Below are 17,202 nucleotides of genomic sequence, written 5' to 3' on the forward strand. Positions count from 1 at the left end.
AAAAAATCAGTACCTTGTGTTAGGTACTGATTTTTTCATTTTGGTTTAATGAAACTCTTTCTTCTGCCAACTGAATATTTTCATCGAATAGAGCTTTAGCAATGATTTTTCTAGCTTCCTTCGCCGCATTCCAATAATGTTGGTCATCAACTAAACCGATTATTGCATATTCGTAGCCCCGATAATTAGCATTTAAAGAGGTAATCCCGAATAAGTGAAAGGGCTCGATAATTGTGTCAGATAAATCTCTTTTTAAGTAGTCTCCCAATTCCTGGTTTACTTTTTCACAGGTGTGTTCTAGTACTGTCCACACTTTATCTGGATCTTCTCTAAAGCTTGTCACAACACGCTCAATAACCCTCATCCGGTCTATGTTATAGTTATGAATTTGCTTTATTTCACCGTTACTAATCGTTAATAATTTTCCGCTCCATTCTCGTACCTTTAAAGAGCGGAGTCCGATTTCTTCAACAGTGCCATTAAATGTGTTGTTGATTGTAATGAAATCACCTTGATGAAGCTGTTTTTCATAAATTAAAAACATTCCCGCTAAAATGTCCTTTATTAAGCTTTGTGCTCCAAACCCGATTACAATACCTGCCACACCGGCACCTGCTAAGATGGATCCGAAATTTTCAACAAATAAAGAAATAATGTATAGGATGAAACCTATAGTTGCCGCGTATCTTGTAACAGATCGAATCAAACTTTCAATTGTTTTTTCTTTTCGTTCTTCTATAAAATCTGTTCGTTGGAAGAACTTTCTAATAAAGAAATTAATGATAAAAACACTTAATGCTAAAAGAATTGCAACTATAATCACTTTTAATAACTCATATTCTTTTAAAAACGCTAGTGCCTGATCCATCTTCTCACCTTATATATTCGATTTTCTTTTTGTAAAATCTATATCTTGGTAATAACTATTTTTAACAAGTACGTTAGGTCCTAGACATTGAACTGATGGGCAGTGACAATTTAGTGATTTAGCAAGTTTAGTGTTCATCCAGTTTGAATATGCTGATTGTAAAGTGTTATGTTGTATATTTCCTAGTGGCGGAGTATCGCCGAAGTCAGTCACAATAATATCTCCATTAAAGATATTTACATTAAGTCTTGAACGGCCATCAGGATCATTTCGTACCGTAACACTTTTACTTTCACGTAAACGTTTGATGAGTTCTAAATCCTCTTCATTTTGACTGCAAGCATAAAAGGGCAAAGTTCCAAACAACATCCATACACTTTCATCCCGAAAATCTAATAACTGATGAATTACTTTTCTCATTTCTGGAAGAGAAAGAGTTTCTAAGGCACTTGCAAAATCACTTGGATACATTGGGTGAATTTCATGACGCTGACAAAGCATTTCTTCAACAATTTGCTTATGTATTTTCTCTATATAAGGAAGTGTTCGTTTATTAAGCATCGTTTCAGCAGATACAATCACACCCGCTTTTACTAGAGCTCTGCTATTCTCAATCATTCGATCAAACAAAGCAGCTCTTTGTTTGTAAGTTGGCTTTCGCTCCATAACAGCAAACCCGACCTCGACGAATTCATCAATCGTACCCCAATTATGAGATATATGTAAAACGTCGAGGTAAGGTATAATTTTTTCGTAACGCTTTAAATCCAAGGTTAAATTAGAATTAATTTGTGTACGAACACCGCGTTCGTGGGCATACTTAAGAAGAGGTACCACATACTGTTCAACAGATTTTAATGAAAGCATCGGCTCCCCACCTGTAATACTTATAGAACGTAAAGTTGGTACTTCATCTAACCTTTTTAACAGGAGATCAATAGGAAGTGCTTTTGGATCTTTAGGTTGTAAGGTATAACCAACTGCACAATGCTCACATCGCATGTTACAAAGAGTTGTTGTGGTAAATTCAATATTCGTTAACGTCATTTCGCCATACTGCTCAATATCTAAATAGGCTTCCCACGGATCATATGAGGTTGTAATTGTTTTTAATGGTTTTAGTGCATTCATAATGTTTGCTCCTTTTTAAAAGGGTGAAAATGAAATATATAATATACATTCGCTTATTTTAACAGAAACCTTAAGGGAGAACATCCATTAATTCTGATGATTATACTTGTCAAAGAATTATTAATCATCTACGATACATGTATCTGAAAGGAGAGGAAATAATGGGTAACGCAGTACACGATAAGGATTCTCAACTATCCTATTTAAAAAATCGCTTAAATATGTTTTTAGAAGTCATTGATTCGATGGATCCAGAATCTACAGATGTAGACGATGTTGATCGTTTAATACAAATGCTTGATGATCTTGAATTAAAGCATAATCAGTTTAAAAAAGACTGGAAAGAATGAGCTGGCACAAATTGTGTCGGCTTTTTTTGATAATGCAGCATACCAAAAGAACCCTGAAAACGCTTCTTTTCAATAAATCGCTTGAGGAGTATAATGAAAATTGTGGGAAAAGACCGAAAGTTTATAAATTAGTAGTGATTAGTGTAGGCACATGCTTAGTTGCTGAGCTTTCACACGAGGGGGAGAATCGAGATGGAGAACTTTTATGAAAGCATGTATCAATTAATAGTAGAAACTTCAACTAACTTACCAAAAGATGTAAGAAGAGCAATTGCAGCAGCAAAATTAAAAGAAAATGCTGGAACACGCTCAGCTATGTCTCTTGCAACGATTACAAATAATATTAAAATGGCTGATGATAATGTTTCTCCAATTTGCCAGGATACAGGCTTACCTACCTTTAAAATAAAAGTGCCGGTATCTGCTAATCAGATTGAGATGAAAAAGCAAATTAAACGCGCAATCGAACAAGCTACGAAAGACGGAAAATTAAGACCAAATTCTGTTGACTCTATTTCTGGTGATAATAGTGGGGACAACCTTGGAGAAGGAACACCTGTTATTAAATTTGAACAATGGGAAAACGATTATATTGATGCCCGCCTCATTCTAAAAGGAGGAGGTTGTGAAAATAAGAATATCCAGTACAGTCTTCCTTGTGAGCTTGAAGAGTTAGGAAAAGCAGGCCGTGACTTAGATGGAATTCGTAAGTGTATTATGCATTCTGTATATCAAGCACAAGGACAAGGCTGTAGTGCCGGCTTCATCGGTGTTGGGATTGGTGGAGATCGTACAAGCGGTTATGAGTTGGCGAAGGAACAGCTGTTTAGAAGAGTTGATGATGTGAATGAACGTGAGGAGTTGCGTCAGCTTGAAGAATATGTTATGGAAAATGCCAATGAGTTAGGAATTGGAACAATGGGCTTTGGTGGTGAAACAACGTTACTGGGTTGTAAGGTTGGAGTTATTAACCGTATTCCAGCTAGTTTCTTTGTTTCAGTTGCCTACAATTGTTGGGCATATCGCCGTTTAGGTGTATACATTGATCCAAAAACAGGTTCAATTAATGAGTGGTTATATCAAGATGGAGAAGAAGTTGACTTTTCACAAGATGAAGTTGCGGCAACTCATGAGCAAAGCGAACAAACAAGAGAAGTAGTCCTTGAAGCTCCTATTACAGAAGAAAAAATAAGAGAGCTAAAGGTAGGGGATGTTGTTCGTATTAACGGAATGATGTATACAGGTCGTGATGCTATTCATAAATACCTTTCAGAAAATGATTCTCCTGTTGACTTGAATGGTCAAATTATTTATCATTGTGGCCCTGTTATGTTAAAAGATGAAAATGGAAACTATCATGTGAAAGCTGCTGGTCCTACAACTAGTATTCGTGAAGAGCCTTATCAAGGTGATATTATGAAACGTTTCGGTATTCGTGCGGTTATCGGAAAAGGCGGAATGGGACCGAAAACATTAAAAGCACTAGGAGAGCATGGTGGTGTTTACTTAAACGCAATTGGTGGAGCAGCACAATACTACGCTGATTGTATCAAATCAGTTGAAGGTGTTGATCTTATGCAATTTGGAATACCTGAAGCTATGTGGCATTTAAAAGTAGAAGGCTTTACTGCTGTTGTTACAATGGATTCTCATGGTAATAGCCTACATGCAGATGTAGATAAAAGCTCACTTGAAAAACTAGCTCAATTTAAAGAGCCTGTATTTAAATAAACGTTTAATTAGAGAAGACCTGGGTATGTTGCCATGGTCTTCTTTTAATTTATGTTGGATTAAAAGAAGAAATATTATGAACATTAATGGAATGTTTCATTGTAAAAAATCTGTAAAAAAGGAAGATTTTTCCTTTACATTCATTTATAATCAATCCTTGGGTGCTTACGTTACTATAGGCACACTATTCTATAGGGAAATAGGTTTAGTGAACGGGGGGGAAAGCTTTGCTTAAGTTTATTATAAAGCGAAAGATTTTAGTAAGTTTAGTTACGGTTTTAGTGTTAATCGTAGGAAGCTATTCATTACTGAAGCTGGACAAAGAATTAATGCCACCCATTAATTTTGATGGTGCGTATGTGGATGTGAGTGCTGGTGAAATGTCTGCAATTGAGGTGGAGAGGACCATCACGAATCCACTAGAACAAAGCATTCAAGGTATTGATGGAGTTGAAGAGGTTAGCTCTACAACTTCAATCGGAAGAAGCGCTTTAAATATTACAATAGAAACAGGGCGGGGTGATGAAGTTTCAAAAGAAATAGAATCTGTCGTCCAAGCAACAACTGCAGATATTAGCGGTATTAATGAGGTCGTTACAGATCAAATAGGAACAAGTTCTACTTATGAGTTCTATATGGATGTTTCAAATGGTGAAATGGAAGAGATGACGGCTTTTGCTGAAGAAGTTTTAGAGCCACGACTTGAGGAACTTCCGGAAGTAAGAGATGTTTCTTTGGCTGGAATTCAAGAACATGAAATGAATATTGAGTTTGATCGCGAGAACGTTCAGGAAAAAGGTTTGGATCTCTCACAAATTAGTACTGTAATAGGGCAGGCAAATAGTGAGGCAACATTAGGAGAATTAAGTGAAGACCAGGATGCGCCTTCTTTACGTTGGAATACAAAGTTAGAATCTGTTGAGGACATAGAGAACATTCAAATTATGACTCAAACAGGTGCTATTAAATTGAAAGAGATTGCTGATGTATCGATAGATCCAAAGGGAAATTCATCATTTGTATGGAAAAACGGTACAAAAGATTTTGTATTTGTCCAAATCGGACGAGTGGCAGATGTTACTCAAATTGAAATGGCTGAAGCAATAAGGGCAGAAATCAAAGAAATTAAAGACGAAGGATTAGTTAAAGATTTTGAATTAAATGAGATGGTTGCACAGGCTGACTATGTTAAGGAATCGATTGATGGAGTTTCAAGTAATATCATTATCGGGGGCGTAATAGCAGTTATTATTTTATTATTATTTTTACGCAACGTGAGAGCCACGATTATTGTCGGACTCTCCATTCCAACCTCGATCTTACTTACGTTTTTAGCAATGTGGGCATTAGACTATAGCTTAAATATGTTAACTCTAATTGGATTAGGCTTAGGAATTGGAATGATGGTTGACTCATCTATTGTTATCCTTGAATCTATTTATAGGAAAAAAGAACAAGGACTGAAACCATTAGAGTCTGTTGTGGAGGGGACAAAAGAAGTTGCCTCAGCTGTATTTGCGTCGATGCTAACAACAATTGTTGTTTTCCTACCAATTGGTTTGTTAGGCGGAGAAATGGGGCGATTTATGATCCTTCTATCCGTGGTTGTCTCTGCTACATTAATTAGTTCTGTTATTGTTTCTTTTACCCTTATCCCGAGTTTATCTGAGAACTTTTTAAAGCTAGGGAAGAAACAGGTGAAAAAGGAAGGACGATTGTTAAAAGGTTATAGCCGTTTTGTATCATGGGTTATTACGAAGAAACGAAACAGCTTTATCATGGTCGGAATTTTCTTTATGATGTTTGTTGGTTCGTTTTTCTTAGTGTCAAAAATTTCGATGACCATTATGCCTGATGTTTATAACCGATATTCAGAGTTGATGGTTGATCTGGAAACAGGTGTGTCTGTCGAGGACAAAGAAAAAATTGTTGAACAAATTAACGAAAGTCTCTCTAAGATTGAGGATGTTGAACAAAATTATGTAATGGATAATGGCTCTATGCTTTACACTATTATTAATATGACCAAAGGTAATGACATCGTAAAAGGACAAAAAGAAGTCAATGAGGAAATATTGAGCTCCTTACGAAAGATCCAAGAGGATTACCCTATTGAAGGCATTCAAACAGCTGCTTCAACAGGTGGAGGTTACCCTGTTCAAGTGTTAATTAAAGGTGAAAGTTTTGATGAGCTAAAAACAATTGCAGATAATTTCTCTAGTGAATTAGAAAAAATCGAAGGTATTGTGGCTGTGAAAAATTCTATTGAGCGTACTTCTGTTGAAGAAGTTGTGCAGTTAAAAGAGGATGCAATTGAAGATGCGGGATTATCTTCATCACAGGTTAGACAATTTATTGAGCAGGCCTTTTTAAATATGCCACTGGGCGAGGTTACGGTCGAGGAAGAAAATATTCCCCTTATAATGAAGTGGAATGAAAGTACAAATAATAAGGATGCGCTGTTAAAATTAAAAATTCCTACAAATGATGGAGAAAAGAGTCTTTCAAGCTTTATTGAACTAGTAAGTGTTGATACTCCAAATGAAATTTCTCATGATGAAGGAGATCGTTTTATTACGGTTTCGGCAGATATTAAGGAGACAGATTTAGGAACAATCAATCGAGAAGTTCAATCTTTAATAGAAGATTTTGAAACACCGACTGGTTACAATGTATCGGTTGCGGGTGATTTGGAACAGCAACAAGAACTTATCCAAGATATGATTCTAATCCTAGCTATATCAATATTCTTAGTTTACCTTGTTATGGCTGTTCAGTTTAATAATTTGGCTCATCCTCTAGTTGTGATGTCTATTATACCTATGACTATTGTGGGCGTTATAGCAGGACTATTCATTACACAACGTGAGTTAAGTATTATGTCAGGAATGGGGATTGTCATGTTAATAGGAATCGTTCTAAACAATGCAATCCTGCTTATTGATCGTACAAATCAATTACGCAAAGAAGGATATAATGTGACTGAAGCTATCGTCGCAGCAGGAAAAGATCGAATCCGACCGATTTTTATGACAACTTTAACAACAGCAGGAGGAATGCTTCCACTTGCATTAGCATCAGGTACATCTGGAAACTATCAGGCTCCAATGGCTACAGCGATTATCTCTGGATTATTATTTGCAACATTTATTACATTAGTACTTATTCCAGCTGTTTATCGTATTTTTAACAGTATTGGCAATGGTTTTAATCGTTTTTCTAAGAAAAAGAATAAAAAAGAAAAGATTATTGAGGAAATCGCAAGCTGATGATTGAAACCCTTCATTTATTTGAAGGGTTTCTTTATGGTAGTTTTTTTCAGTATTTAAATTCTCTCTTTAACAACACTATAAATAATAACAAGAATGAGGAGAGAGTTTATGAAAAAATTGACCGTTGTTTTAACGCTTTTTTGCTTATGTTTTATTTCAATGAATTCTGTTTCAGCAATTTCGAATAAGCCTATTCATTGGGGATTTAAAAAGAGTCGAAATCATGAACCTGCAACTGCTGGGGAGGAATTAGATGCATTGCTTTCAAAATATGGCGGCTTTTATATAGGTGATACAACGAAAAAAGATATTTACCTTACATTTGACAATGGTTACGAAAATGGGTATACACCTAAAGTTCTTGATGTTCTTAAAAAGCAAAAGGTGCCTGCAACATTTTTTGTGACCGGACATTATCTTGATTCTGAGCCTGAACTAGTAAAACGAATGGTTAATGAAGGGCATATTGTCGGTAATCACTCATGGTATCATCCGGATTTAACAACTCAAAGTGATGAAGAATTTAAGAAAGAATTAGAATCTGTTCGTATCAAAGTAGAAGAACTGACAAGTCAACAAGGCATGAGCTATCTTAGACCTCCAAGAGGGATTTTTAGTGAAAAGGTGCTTGCTAAAGCTGAAGAGCTTGGATATACTTCTGTTTTTTGGTCACTTGCGTTTGTTGACTGGAAAGTAGACTCTCAAAAAGGCTGGAAGTACTCATATGATAATATTATGAAGCAAATTCATCCCGGTTCTATTATTTTGCTTCATACTGTATCAAAAGATAATGCCGAGGCATTGGATCATGCGATTGAAGAATTAAGAAAACAAGGCTATACCTTCAAAAGCCTAGATGATTTGATGATAAATAAAATGATGGATCATCCATATTTACTTTCCCTTTGATACGATCAAAGGGTTTTTTCCTTTTCCGTAGGTTCCTTATTCTAAAATGATATAATAAAAATAAAAGAAGAAGAGGAAGAAAAAGCATGCGGATGGAAATCATAACATGTAAAGGTCCATATCATTTTGATTCAGTTCTAGATCGTCTATCATTGGATCCTATCATACATATTAATAAGGATGAACAATTGGTCAAAGTCCCTTTCGTTATAGAAGGAAAGTCATATGTACTTAATGTAAGAGCAATTGGAACAGTAAAAGAACCTGCTTTTGAAATAAGTGGCGCTGATAAAACGATTAAGGAAGAGGCTATAAGGCGAATTAGAAGGATATTTCAGTTTGACTTTTCTTTAGATGAAGTTATGAGTCATTTTCATCAAACAAATCTTTCTAGAATCTTTCAGCAACATGAAGGAACACCAATTGTGTTAGAATTTGATTTTTATAGCTGTTTAATGAAGTGTATTATCCATCAACAGTTAAATTTAGCTTTTGCTCATACATTAACATCTAGATTTGTGAAAGAGTTTGGATATCAAATAGAGGGTGTTTGGTTTTATCCTACACCTGAGACAGTAGCCGGGTTGGAGTATGATGACTTAAGGGCATTACAATTTAGCGGTAGAAAAGCAGAGTATGTAATTGATACCTCAAGACTTATTGTAGACGGAAAGCTCAATCTAATGGAGTTGGACTTGCTCCCAGAGGAAGAATTGATGAAGGAACTAGTGAAAATACGTGGTATTGGTCCATGGACGGTGCAAAACTTCATGCTTTCTGGTCTTGGGCGTCCAAACCTATTTCCCAAAGCTGATATTGGTATACAAAAAGCAATTCAAAAGCATTTTAACCTTGAGAAAAAACCAACTAGTGATGAAATGGACGAATATAGCAAAGGGTGGTCTCCTTATTTAAGTTATGCCACATTATATTTATGGAGAAGCATTGAGTAGAAACGGAGCGTTAAATATGAAAGAAAAGAAACAGGTGCAAACTAGCCAAATTAAAATTTCAAAGGGACAAACTTTCCCGTTAACAATAAAGCGTTTAGGGATTAATGGAGAAGGTGTAGGCTATTTTAAACGACAAGTTGTCTTTGTCCCTGGAGCACTGCCTGGTGAAGAAATATTAGTAGAAGCGACTAACATTCAATCAAAGTTTGCGGAGGGAAAAGTAAAAGCAATACGAAAGAAATCCCCATTCCGTGTTAAGCCGCCTTGTCCAATTTATGAGGAATGTGGTGGCTGTCAGCTTCAACATTTAGCCTATGATCAGCAGCTGAAGGAAAAGCGTGATATTGTTGTTCAGTCTATGGAAAGACATACAAAATTAAAAATCTCCTCCTTGGATATTCGTCAGACTATCGGTATGGAAGACCCGTGGAACTATCGGAACAAAAGTCAGTTTCAAGTGGGGCAGCAAAAGGGGAAAGTAATTGCAGGCCTATATGGATTGGAATCACACCGCCTTATTCCTATTCAGAATTGTATGGTTCAGCATCCTCTAACAAATAAGGTAACTGAAGGGGTAAAGCAAATTCTCGAAGATTTCCAGGTGCCGATTTACGATGAACGAAAGAGAAAAGGGATCGTAAGAACAATCGTTACACGTGCCGGTTTTCAAACAGGAGAAGTACAGGTCGTTTTAATTACGACTCAAAAAGAAGTACCTCGTAAAAAGTTAATCATGGCTGAAATACAAAAAAGGTTTCCTGAAGTAAAATCTCTTGTTCAGAATATAAATGGAAACAAAACATCGCTTATTTTTGGTGAAAAAACATTACATCTAAGTGGTGAAGAAGTTATCCAGGAAACGTTAGGAGACTTGAGCTTCGAACTTTCAGCAAGAGCATTCTTTCAACTGAATCCTGTTCAAACTGTAAAGCTGTATGATGAAGTAAAGAATGCAGCAAGTCTTACCGGCAATGAAAAAATTGCTGATGCATATTGCGGAGTAGGAACAATTGGCTTATGGTTAGCGAAGGATGCAAGTGAAGTGCGCGGAATGGATACAATTGAAGCAGCTGTTATTGATGCACAAGAAAATGCTCGTAGACACGATATAGAAAATGCAACCTATGTAACAGGCACTGCAGAGCACTGGCTGCCAAAATGGGTAGAGGAAGGCTGGCGACCAGACGTTGTTGTGGTGGATCCCCCACGTACGGGCTGTGATCGGAAGTTATTAGATGCGATTAGAAAAGTGAAGCCGAAGAAATTTGTTTATGTATCGTGTAATCCTTCCACACTTGCGAAGGATATTGATTATTTAAGTAAAGATTATAAAGTCGAGTATATTCAGCCAGTGGATATGTTTCCGCATACGGCGCACGTGGAGTGTGTTTCAAAGCTTGTATTAAGAAATGATAACTAATATCTTTTGGCCGTTTTCACCAGGTAGAACTCAAAGAGTTCCTACCTGGTTTTTTATTCGTTAATAAAGTAATTAATATTGATGTAGGATGTTAGAAATGTGTCGGTATGATCCTCCATACCCAAAAGATTGGATAATATAGGTAGTTGATGGTATATTATGAAATAGTTGTATTTTGATAGATATTGGTAGGTGAGTTAGATGCTCAAGGAAAAAGTGATGCTGGTAGAAGATGATCATGATATACGTGAAGTTTTGCAATTATACCTATTAAAGGAAGGGTATTCTGTCATTCATGCTGAAGATGGCCTAACGGCATTACAATTAGTAGAAACGGAAAAGCCTGATATCATCGTTTTGGACGTAGTACTTCCGCGGATGGATGGGTTTGAGGTATGTCGTTTACTTCGTCAAAAAACAAATATTCCTATCTTGTTTTTGAGCTCAAAAGAAGATGAATTTGATAAGATATTGGGGCACAAAATTGGTGGGGATGATTACATTACTAAACCCTTTAGTCCAGCTCTTGTAACAGTGAAAATTCAAGCCCATCTACGTCGGCATCATAATATTGATCACCAATTAAGGCCTGTGAAGGAGCAGTTTTTGAAAAAAATAGAATATCCAGGATTAATTATAGATAAAGTAAGCTGTGTTGTAAAAGTGAATGGTGCAACTGTCCCCTTGTCTACAAAGGAATATCAACTCCTTTGTTTATTAGCAGAACATCCTAATCGTGTTTATAGTGTTGAAGATTTATTTGAACTAATCTGGGGGGGAGAAAGCCTAGGTGACCACCGTACAGTTATGGTTCATATAAGTAATTTACGCAAAAAAATTGAACCTATACCAGCCGATCCCATGTATATTGTTACAGTTAGAGGGATGGGGTATAAATTCATTGCTTCTCAGGAGTGAGTTAGTTATTTTTAAAAAAGTTGTGTATTTCTTCGGGAGTCATGCCAAGGTTTTTTGCTTCCAAGATGAGCTGTACCCATTCCTGGTCTATCTCTTGATCATCATTACTGCAATTCAATAGATTCGTTTTTTCCATCTCCAAACCTCCATGAACATTCCTACATAAATATAATAATGTTAAAACTATAAGGTCTGTTTAAGATTACTTAAAGTTTAGTTAAAGAATTGGAAATTCCTAAAGGATGACAATAATGAACAGAATGCCGATATTAAATAACTATAAAATAATTAATATTGAAGTTGAAAATAGTAAATCAATTATCTATAAAGGATATTCTTTACAAGAAAAAAAGCTTGTTCTATTGAAGACCATGAAACAGTCTACCCCACCCCCGCACGAAACTGCATCCAGCATACATGAATTTTACATAACAAAAGAAATGAATATGGATGAAATTATCCGTCCAGTCAAAATAGAAAGTTATTTAAATGAACCAATCCTAGTGTTGGAATATTTCTCTGGTGTTACCATGAGAGACTTTCTTAAAACTCAAAGGAAGGATATTTTAGAATTTCTTTCTATTGCAGTTAAACTAGCATCTGCTTTAATAAATGTACATCAACATCAGATCATCCACAAAAATATAAATCCTGAAAACATAATTCTTAATACATCAAATGGTCAAATGAAGATTACGGGATTTAATCATGCAACAAAACTAAAAAAGGAAAACCAGAGTAATAGTTTAACTCCGTATGAACTTGAAGGTCATCTTGCTTATATTTCTCCTGAGCAAACTGGTAGAATGAACCGATCTGTAGATTATCGAGCAGATTTATATTCTCTTGGTGTTTTATTTTATGAAATGTTCACAGGAATTCAGCCTTTTACTAGTAATGAATCAATTGAGTTAGTACACGCGCACTTGGCAAAAACTCCTCAGAATCCAATTTCACTAAACGATAATATTCCAGAAAGTATTTCTAATATTATTATGAAGCTTTTAGCAAAAATTCCAGAAGATAGATATAAGAGTGCATTTGGGCTACGAGAAGACTTAAAAAAGTGTATGGATCAACTTCGGCTATTCGGTGAGATAGAAGTATTTCAGCTTGGACAGGATGATCCACTTAATGTCTTTGAGGTAGATGGTAAGCTATATGGAAGAAACGTAGAAATTGAAAAATTAAAATTGGCATTTAATAAGGTGAGTACAGGACATTCTGAGTTAGTGTTAATTCAAGGACATTCGGGTATAGGAAAAACTGCGCTTGTAAATGAAATTCAAATTCCGCTTGTTAGAGAAAAAGGCTACTTTATATCTGGTAAGTTTGATTTACTCCAAAGACAGAAGCCATACTCACCAATACTTTCTGCATTTAAATTATTAATAAGGAAATTATTGACTGAAGGGGATACAAGAATACAGAACTGGAAAACAGCCATTGAACGTGAACTATTAGGTAGTGTTTCGATTATTACATCACTGATCCCGGAATTAAAATGGATAGTAGGGAGCAATTCGCAGGAAGAGGAGTTCTCAGTGAAGGATGCGCATCTACGATTTCATTTGATCTTCCAAAAATTCGTGAATGTATTCGCTACAAAGGACCACCCGTTAGTTCTATTTCTTGATGATCTTCAGTGGGCAGATACAGCCTCATTGGCATTGATTGAATATTTACTAACACACATAGATTGTCGTTACTTTTTATTAATAGGGGCTTATCGCGATAATGAGGTTGGAATTGAACACCCATTCACGGAAACCATTCATAATCTCGAAAAGAAGAAAGTTGCAATCTCAACAATTTCTTTAACTCCATTAAAGGAAAGTGTTGTTTGTCATTGGGTGGAAGAAACAATTATGAATGATGAAAAAGAGGCTAGAAAACTAGCTGAACTAATGTTCAGAATTACTCAAGGGAATCCGTTTTTTATAAAACAGCTTTTTCAATCTTTTTATGAAGATGAAACAATTTTCTTTAATGCGAATTTAGGGAAATGGTCTATTCAGTTTGATATGGTGATGAAAGTCTTAGAAAAAGAAACGATAGTCGACTTAATGGTTAAAAGGATAGAGCAACTTCCAATGGAAACTCAGGCTATACTAAAACTAGCTTCGTGCATAGGTAATGAATTCGATTTAAAAACATTATCAATTATTTGTGAAGAAGAATATGATAGGATCGGAAAACAACTATGGTCGGCTCTTGAAGTAGGGTTAATTTTACCAGAAGATTCAACTTATAAATGGATATATCCGGAAGGTCTCAAACAATTTATAGATAATCAACCACCTGCATATCGATTCTTACATGATAGGGTTCAGCAAGCTATTCATTCTATGATTGTTAAAGAAGAGCGAGAAAAGACACACCTTAAAATAGGTAGACTCTTAATCAGGTTTGGAGCAGGTAATGATTCTTTATTCGAAATTGTTAATCATTTAAATATCGGAAGAAAGTACCTAAATAAGAATGAACTCATATCTTTAGTTGAGAAAAATGTAAAAGCTGGTGAACAAGCAAAAGCATCAGCTGCATTTAAGGAGTCACTTGAATATTATAAAATAGCACACGAGTTACTTGGTGAAGCATGGGAAACAAATTATGATTTAACAATCAGGTTAATGACGGGTCTTGGTGAATGTCAATATTTAAACAGTCAATTTGATGAATCTGAATCTACATTTAACCAAGTGTTGGAACGTGTTAAGACAAAACATGAAAAGTTAGAAATTTATAACCTTAAAGTTGTCCTTTATACACATGTTCATCGTGTACAAGAGGCTGTAGAATCTGGGATTGCTGGATTAAGACTATTTGGATGGAATATTAATCGCAATCCAAATAAGAGGTTAGTTGCAAAAGAGTTTCTTTTCGTTAAAGCAGCACTGTGGGGGAAAAGTGCAGAAGATTTAATGAAGCTTCCTGAACTAATAGATCAAGAAAAACGATTATTATTAAATACGATGATAACGATGAATGCACCATCTTTTCACGTTGATCAAAATTTAGCAACTATTTTAATGCTAAGAGCATTACGTTTTTCTCTAAAAAACGGAATCACTGATATCACATCTTTAGTAGTTAATAATTACGCACTTATTTTAAGTGCTGGTTTTAGTGACTATGATCATAGCTATGAGTTTGGTAAGCTTGCAATTGAACTTGCTGAAGGTTCTGGTGATCCAGGGTTAAAAGGAAGAGTGTATTTTGTTTATGGTAGCTTTATTAATCATTGGAAGCACCACATTAAAGATAATTTACAATACTTGAAATGGTCGCAGCACTTTTGTATAGAGGCGGGAAATATTCACCTTGCTGGAGCGAATAGTTCTTTTATCGCGATTACACTGTTTATGATGGGAGATCACTTAAAGGATGTACTTGCTGGTATTAAGAATCAACGCATATTTATAGATCGAATCGGATATGTCATTTCGAAAGGATTTTTAAATGAACTGATACAATGGGTCGACATTTTAATGAACGAAAAAGCAAAAACAAGTTGGGATTTTGAACAAGTTTTAGATGATGATTCAGCCAAAATCATTCATTATACATTAAGGTTACAGTTGTCTTATTTGTTTAATGAAGAGAATTTTGCGAGTAATTTAATCAATCATTTAGATAAATTAGTAAGTAATCGATTAACTCTAGTTATTATATCTGAGTATTATTTTTATGATTCTCTTTGGGCTTCACGATTATATGATAAGGCAGACTCATCAAATAAAAAGTTACTTTATAAAAGAATCAAAAAAAATATCAAGAAACTCGGAAGATGGGCAAAGCTTTGTCCGGAAAATTATCTTCATAAATGGAAACTATTAAAAGCTGAATTAGCAAAAATAGATCATAATCATTCCATTGCAAGGAATGAATATGATGCAGCTATTCAGTTGGCAAAGGAAAATAACTTTGTTCAAGATGTTGCTATTAGTAATGAAGCTGCAGGTTATTATTATTTTTCAAGAGGTCTTGAAAGCTTAGCTGGCGCTTATTTGACAGAAGCATACCGTACGTATATGAAATGGGGTGCGTATGCAAAAGCCCTTAAATTACAAAAGGAATTTGATAGCTTCATTATTAATGTAGAAAAAAGCGGTCCTGATTTTCAGATTTCTCAATTTGATTTTGATGCTTCATTAAAAGCCTCTCAAGCGATATCGAGTGAGATTATCCAAGAAAATCTGGTGAAGAAGTTAATGGATATTACAATGCGAAATGCTGGTGCAGAGCGCGGAATTCTTCTGCTTAATAGGGAAAAACAATTAACTGTAGCAGCTGCAGCCAATATTGATAGCGAAATAGATGAAGAGTTATCCTTTCATATAGTAGAAGAAAACAAAGTATACCCTGAAATGGTTATTCAATATGTAGTTAATAGCAGGGAGGCTGTTGTATTAAATGATGCAACAGTAGAAGGTATGTTTACAGGTGATCCATATGTGATTGCCGAAAAGCCAAAGTCTATTTTATGTCTACCAACAATTTATAAAGGAAATGTAAATAGTGTTTTATATCTTGAGAATAATCAAACAACATATGCATTTACTCAAGAAAGAATAAAGTTTTTAACTTTTCTTTCTACACAAGCGGCAATATCTATAGAAAATGCAGAACTTTATGGAAATCTTGAAGGAAAAGTAAAAGAGCGTACAAAAGAGTTTGAAAAAGTCAACAAACACCTCGAACAAGCAAATAGCGAACTTGCTAGAGCAGAACAAGAACGTAGGCATTTGTTATCGAATATATCACATGATTTAAGAGCCCCTATTACAACAGTAAGGGGGTATGTTGAGGCGATATTGGATGGATTAGTAGAAACAGAAGACCAAAGGGATGCGTATTTGAGGAGATGTATTGAAAGAATAGACGGGTTGAATGTAATGATTAATGATTTATTTGAACTTGCCCAATTAGAATCTCGACAAATCAATTTTTCGTTTGACATTGTCCCAATTGATCAATTGATAAAACGTTTATGTAGTCAATATGAATATGATATAAAAAGTAAGGGTTTTTTCTTTAACGTAATAATTGAAGAAATCAATGAAGAAACATATCCAATGGTTTCGGTGGATGTAAAAAGATTTAATCAAGTTTTTTCAAATATACTTATAAATGCTACGAATCATATAAAAACAGGGGGGATCTCAATTTCTTTAAAATTTGATAAAGATCTTGGTGATGCCTTTATTACAATAGAAGATAGCGGGGAAGGTATTTTGGAGGAAGATCTTCCTTATATATTTGATCGGAACTTTACGAGATCAAGAAAAGGAAATGGACTCGGATTAGCAATCTGTAGAGAAATTATTCTTTTGCACAAGGGGCGTATATGGGCAGAAAGCATACACGGTGAAGGCTCAATATTTTGTATTCAATTACCGGTCTTTCAGGTAGATCAACTAATAAGGTGAATAAAAAAATGTACTGACCACCTGGAAGTGTGTTATTACGGCTATGTGGTCAGTTTTTAACTTGCTACTCGGCGAGCTTTCTTTATGAATAATCTTTTAGAGAAATTATAAGGAGTAGAAACGTTTCGGAGTGGGCTTAATCATAGAACTTTGATGTATTTTTAAAGAACAGAAAAAAATGATTTAAACACTTGACTTCTACGAATCATGATGATAAG

Annotated in this window: 11 protein-coding genes; 8 read left to right on the forward strand and 3 right to left on the reverse strand. The window is 35.2% G+C overall.

The window, feature by feature from the left end:
* Positions 1–19 precede the first annotated feature (19 nt).
* Together LPC09_RS02595 and yfkAB are read right to left on the reverse strand one after the other, a co-directional pair.
* Positions 20–868, reverse strand: a complete 849-nt coding sequence (locus tag LPC09_RS02595) for a mechanosensitive ion channel family protein (RefSeq protein WP_098799270.1) — start codon at positions 866–868, stop codon at positions 20–22.
* A gap of 9 nt (positions 869–877) precedes the next feature.
* Positions 878–1,999: a radical SAM/CxCxxxxC motif protein YfkAB gene (yfkAB, locus tag LPC09_RS02600; protein WP_098799271.1), complete on the reverse strand. Its 1,122-nt coding sequence runs from the start codon at positions 1,997–1,999 to the stop codon at positions 878–880.
* 161 nt (positions 2,000–2,160) lie between these two features.
* On the opposite strand from yfkAB, the gene LPC09_RS02605 reads away from it, so the two are divergent.
* The 7 genes from LPC09_RS02605 to LPC09_RS02635 all read left to right on the forward strand — a co-directional run bounded on the left by LPC09_RS02605 (position 2,161) and on the right by LPC09_RS02635 (position 11,552).
* The gene (locus LPC09_RS02605) at positions 2,161–2,349 is read left to right on the forward strand and encodes an SE1561 family protein (RefSeq protein ID WP_098799272.1); all 189 of its coding nucleotides are present in this window, start codon (positions 2,161–2,163) and stop codon (positions 2,347–2,349) included.
* A 192-nt stretch (positions 2,350–2,541) separates the two neighbouring features.
* Positions 2,542–4,080: a fumarate hydratase gene (locus LPC09_RS02610; RefSeq protein ID WP_141549738.1), complete on the forward strand. Its 1,539-nt coding sequence runs from the start codon at positions 2,542–2,544 to the stop codon at positions 4,078–4,080.
* A 227-nt stretch (positions 4,081–4,307) separates the two neighbouring features.
* Positions 4,308–7,349 carry an efflux RND transporter permease subunit gene (locus LPC09_RS02615; RefSeq protein ID WP_231308924.1) on the forward strand — a complete coding sequence of 1,014 codons (3,042 nt, stop codon included), beginning with the start codon at positions 4,308–4,310 and terminating at the stop codon, positions 7,347–7,349.
* A 111-nt stretch (positions 7,350–7,460) separates the two neighbouring features.
* On the forward strand, positions 7,461–8,261 hold the full coding sequence (gene pdaA, locus LPC09_RS02620) for a delta-lactam-biosynthetic de-N-acetylase (RefSeq protein WP_442920011.1): 801 nt from the start codon (positions 7,461–7,463) through the stop codon (positions 8,259–8,261).
* An 86-nt stretch (positions 8,262–8,347) separates the two neighbouring features.
* Complete coding sequence (locus LPC09_RS02625) at positions 8,348–9,214, forward strand: DNA-3-methyladenine glycosylase family protein (RefSeq protein WP_231308925.1); 867 nt, start codon at positions 8,348–8,350, stop codon at positions 9,212–9,214.
* A 16-nt stretch (positions 9,215–9,230) separates the two neighbouring features.
* Positions 9,231–10,634 carry a 23S rRNA (uracil(1939)-C(5))-methyltransferase RlmD gene (rlmD, locus tag LPC09_RS02630; protein WP_098799283.1) on the forward strand — a complete coding sequence of 468 codons (1,404 nt, stop codon included), beginning with the start codon at positions 9,231–9,233 and terminating at the stop codon, positions 10,632–10,634.
* Positions 10,635–10,835: 201 nt separating this feature from the next.
* Positions 10,836–11,552, forward strand: a complete 717-nt coding sequence (locus LPC09_RS02635) for a response regulator transcription factor (protein WP_098799277.1) — start codon at positions 10,836–10,838, stop codon at positions 11,550–11,552.
* 1 nt (position 11,553) lies between these two features.
* Here LPC09_RS02635 and LPC09_RS02640 read toward each other — a convergent pair whose 3' ends face one another.
* Positions 11,554–11,688: an anti-repressor SinI family protein gene (locus LPC09_RS02640; protein WP_098799278.1), complete on the reverse strand. Its 135-nt coding sequence runs from the start codon at positions 11,686–11,688 to the stop codon at positions 11,554–11,556.
* 115 nt (positions 11,689–11,803) lie between these two features.
* Between LPC09_RS02640 and LPC09_RS02645 the strand changes: the two genes are divergently transcribed.
* Positions 11,804–16,984, forward strand: coding sequence for an ATP-binding sensor histidine kinase (locus LPC09_RS02645; protein WP_231308926.1), 5,181 nt, complete (start codon positions 11,804–11,806; stop codon positions 16,982–16,984).
* The last annotated feature ends 218 nt before the right edge of the window (positions 16,985–17,202 follow it).

It is taken from the genome of Metabacillus sp. B2-18, assembly GCF_021117275.1.
GTDB lineage: Bacteria > Bacillota > Bacilli > Bacillales > Bacillaceae > Metabacillus.

What these genes read in the sequence shown, in the direction of transcription:
- LPC09_RS02595 (WP_098799270.1), bottom strand. Translation starts at nt 868, where the DNA reads ATGGATCAGGCACTAGCGTTTTTAAAAGAATATGAGTTATTAAAAGTG.
- yfkAB (WP_098799271.1), bottom strand. Translation starts at nt 1,999, where the DNA reads ATGAATGCACTAAAACCATTAAAAACAATTACAACCTCATATGATCCG.
- LPC09_RS02605 (WP_098799272.1), top strand. Translation starts at nt 2,161, where the DNA reads ATGGGTAACGCAGTACACGATAAGGATTCTCAACTATCCTATTTAAAA.
- LPC09_RS02610 (WP_141549738.1), top strand. Translation starts at nt 2,542, where the DNA reads ATGGAGAACTTTTATGAAAGCATGTATCAATTAATAGTAGAAACTTCA.
- pdaA (WP_442920011.1), top strand. Translation starts at nt 7,461, where the DNA reads ATGAAAAAATTGACCGTTGTTTTAACGCTTTTTTGCTTATGTTTTATT.
- LPC09_RS02625 (WP_231308925.1), top strand. Translation starts at nt 8,348, where the DNA reads ATGCGGATGGAAATCATAACATGTAAAGGTCCATATCATTTTGATTCA.
- rlmD (WP_098799283.1), top strand. Translation starts at nt 9,231, where the DNA reads ATGAAAGAAAAGAAACAGGTGCAAACTAGCCAAATTAAAATTTCAAAG.
- LPC09_RS02635 (WP_098799277.1), top strand. Translation starts at nt 10,836, where the DNA reads ATGCTCAAGGAAAAAGTGATGCTGGTAGAAGATGATCATGATATACGT.
- LPC09_RS02640 (WP_098799278.1), bottom strand. Translation starts at nt 11,688, where the DNA reads ATGGAAAAAACGAATCTATTGAATTGCAGTAATGATGATCAAGAGATA.
- LPC09_RS02645 (WP_231308926.1), top strand. Translation starts at nt 11,804, where the DNA reads ATGAACAGAATGCCGATATTAAATAACTATAAAATAATTAATATTGAA.